This is a genomic window from Acidisoma sp. S159 (genome assembly GCF_009766125.1).
Taxonomy (GTDB): domain Bacteria; phylum Pseudomonadota; class Alphaproteobacteria; order Acetobacterales; family Acetobacteraceae; genus Acidisoma.
Genome location: NZ_LMUG01000020.1, coordinates 1 through 1,599, shown reverse-complemented (window position 1 = coordinate 1,599; position 1,599 = coordinate 1). Strand labels below are relative to the sequence as shown.

Annotated in this window: 2 protein-coding genes; one reads left to right on the top strand and one right to left on the bottom strand. The window is 56.2% G+C overall.

All coding sequences use genetic code 11. The features are described 5' to 3' along the window. Positions 1-174: 174 nt before the first annotated feature. Positions 175-609, top strand: coding sequence for a surface-adhesin E family protein (locus tag GSQ92_RS31650; protein WP_371418545.1), 435 nt, complete (start codon positions 175-177; stop codon positions 607-609). 220 nt (positions 610-829) lie between these two features. On the opposite strand, the gene GSQ92_RS07415 is transcribed toward GSQ92_RS31650, so the two are convergent. Then, on the bottom strand, positions 830-1,249 hold the full coding sequence (locus GSQ92_RS07415) for a hypothetical protein (RefSeq protein ID WP_159013261.1): 420 nt from the start codon (positions 1,247-1,249) through the stop codon (positions 830-832). Positions 1,250-1,599 lie beyond the last annotated feature (350 nt).

Here is a 1,599-nt window from a genome sequence, read left to right as displayed (position 1 = left end):
TGGTGCGGGTCTGGCGGCTTCTTCATGCCATCATCCTCGCCCAGGCCGTCGCAGACCGCCAGTTAACGTGACAACGCCAGTTGGAGCTACGTCACGTGCGGGCAGGCTTTTTGGCGGACACTGACGGCTCACTGGATTCCGTGATCGATGCGTTGAGAAGTTTGGAGTTAGCACATGAAGCTTCATTCTGCGGCAATCTTGTTGGCGTTGATCGCTCTCGGACCCATGTCGCAAGTGCAAGGAGCATCGACGCACCAGCCCGAGTGGCAACTACTCGGAGCGAGTGGATCAGTCACTCGCTACGTTGATGGCAATAACACCGTGCGCAGCGGCAATGATGTCCTTCTTTGGAGGCTGCAAGATTTTAGCGACAGTGTGGCGTTTGGGAAGACAAACGATCGCTCAGTCAGATATCAAGTAGAATATGACTGTGGGTTGCAGAGGCGGCGTAGCTTGTATCAGGAAATGTACTCTGGTCCTATGGCGAGCGGCAACTTAGTCAGTTTGAACTATACTATGGACCACTGGCGGGAGGTCGTGAACGGAGCTGGTATGCGGCTCGCCTGCGGGGTTTTCCCAGGCGCGGAAAATTCTGTTAACCACGAATAGCAACGTCAGTAATTTCGATGCCGACCTGCTTCTATTCGAGGCAGGATGCAGCCGGACGTCGCGCCAGCCAGATAGGGCTGGCCGTATTGTAGTGAGGTGAAGCAGCCGGTCTCCCCATCGAGCGCTGGCATCGCTGTTGCGTCAAGCGCGTGTGGCGCCTGACATCGAGTAACCCATCAACAAGAGGGCTGACTACGTGACGAAGCTGCGCTCCTTCGGGTTAGGAGAGCAGGAGTTGGTTGCGGATCAGGCGAAGCATCACGATTTCCTGGGGTTGAACGACACCGTCGGAGGCAGCTACATGTGCTGCTGCCATCGCGATGATCACCGCAGCATGGTGATCGTCTGCAGCGAGCCGCAAAAGGCCCAACTCGTTAGCCTTAGGCTGGAGTCCAGCCTGTAAGCCAGCAACGGCTTGGTCGTAGACCGCAAGGATTGGATCTTTGCAGCGGGCCTCAACAACATCCTGGCGATACAAGAAAGCCAGTAACGCATGTCGCTCGATCATTTTTGGCAAGCCGTCGGCACAAGCCATCAACGCTGCTGTTCTAACCAGGATATAGAGGCTTGGGAAGCGGAAGTCCCCAGGCGCCATACCAAAAGCGTCTCCATCGTCTGATCGCAAGTCCAACGCCTGCATCAACCTGCTGCCCTCTGTTTGAGACGTCCCGAGACTGTTACGAATCAAGAAGCGCCTAACTCATCACCACGATGGGCAGGCGCCAGCACGGTGGGATGAAGGAGCTGGTCGTGTCAATGACAGCTGTCATGAAAAAATGGACACTGGCAAGTGGCTCGAAACGTAACCTGTAACAGGCAACTCCGGCGCTCATATTGCCATGATCATCTAGATATTTCTGGCCGACGAGCTCGATTGGACAGGAGACTTCATGCTAACAGCCGATCACCTTGGCGGCTCGGCATTACGCGCGTGACGGTCACGACCTGGCGACGGCGCTTCGCCGAGAAGCGCTTGGACGGTCTCCTGGA